Here is a 1,323-nt window from a genome sequence, read left to right as displayed (position 1 = left end):
TCACCCTCCACATCACCCGCCATCGCCTCCAGCACACCCCGGTACATCGCCGCCAACCGCCCCGCATTCACCCGGCTCAACACCCCCGTATGACTGCTGATGCCGAGGTGTCCCGCATGCGTGGTGACCGCGAGGCCGAACTCGGTGTTGCCGTCGGCGAGAGCGGTGCGTGCCTCGATCAGCCCGGTGTCGACCCGATGGAAGTCGAGGTAGTTGAACGACACGTCGATGAGGCGCCCTCCGCCCGCCTCGCGCTGGATCTCCGGCATGGGGAACCGCCGGTGCGGCCACAGATCGACCTCGGCGACGAAAACGTCCCGCACCAGCTCACGCCACGTACGCGCCCGCCGGTCGAAAACGAACGGCACCGTATTGAGGTACATGCCGTACACCCGGTCCGCCCCGAGCGCCTCGGGCCGGGCGTCGCAGACAAGCCCGGTGAAGAAGGTCCGTTCGGCGGTGAGGGAACTGAGCACCTTGAGGTGCGCCGCCAGCAGGACGCTCTTCAGCGAGGCGTCAGCCCGGCGCGCCAGGGCGCGGAGGCCGACCTCCAGGTCCTGAAACGGCACGTGGAGCCGGTATCGCTCGCGCGACGTACCGGGATCGGCCCATCCCGTCGGCAGCGCGAACCCGGGGTGCTCCTGGACGGTCTCCCGCCAGTAGTGGCGATCGTCCTCGGAGGCCAGGGAGCGCAGCTCTCCGGCGATGAAGTCGGCGTACCGGACGGCGGCGGGGGGCGGGGTCACCGGCTCCTTCCCGTCCCTGATCCGCGCATAGCAGTCGAGCAGTTCCACCAGCAGGTTGTAGTGACTCCAGCCCTCGCTGATGGCATGGCACCGCACGACCGTCAGCCACCAGCCGCCTCCCGCTTCCTGGTGTGCGCACAGCCGTAACAGTGGCGCGGTGGAGAGGTCGAACAGCCGCGCGCGCTCCTCTGTCTGGAAGGCTTCGAGCGAGTCCCGCAGTGCGTCGGCGTCGAGAGCGGACACATCGCGTGTCGTGACCGGGATCCGTGCCTCGGCGTGCACCAGCTGCATCGGTACCGAAAAGGTGTCCAGGTCGAAGGAGGTACGCAGCGCCTCGTGCCGCTCGGCGACGATCCGCGCCGCCTCCCGCAGCGCCTCGGGAGAAAGAGGCCGCTCATCGCGGACGCGGAAGGTGGAAACGCTGTGGTAGCGATGCAGCGTCCGATCGGCGAGCATCTCCACGACCATGCCGATCTGGGTGCGCGCCATCGGGTAGGCGTCGGCCAGCCCTTCAGGCAGCTTGGCACGGTCCTCGTCGGACACCAGCGCGAACCGCTCGACCGGCGCCTCCACCGAA

At 69.0% G+C, this 1,323-nt stretch carries 1 protein-coding gene; it reads right to left on the bottom strand.

Annotated elements, in window-relative coordinates; all coding sequences use genetic code 11:
- A partial coding sequence (locus ACZ6CL_RS42975; protein WP_468947032.1) for a condensation domain-containing protein occupies positions 1-1,323 on the bottom strand: 1,323 nt, incomplete at both ends.

The organism is Streptomyces sp. NPDC041200 (assembly GCF_055591805.1).
Note: the sequence above shows the minus strand (reverse complement) of the source record. Positions and strands in the feature narration are given on the sequence as shown.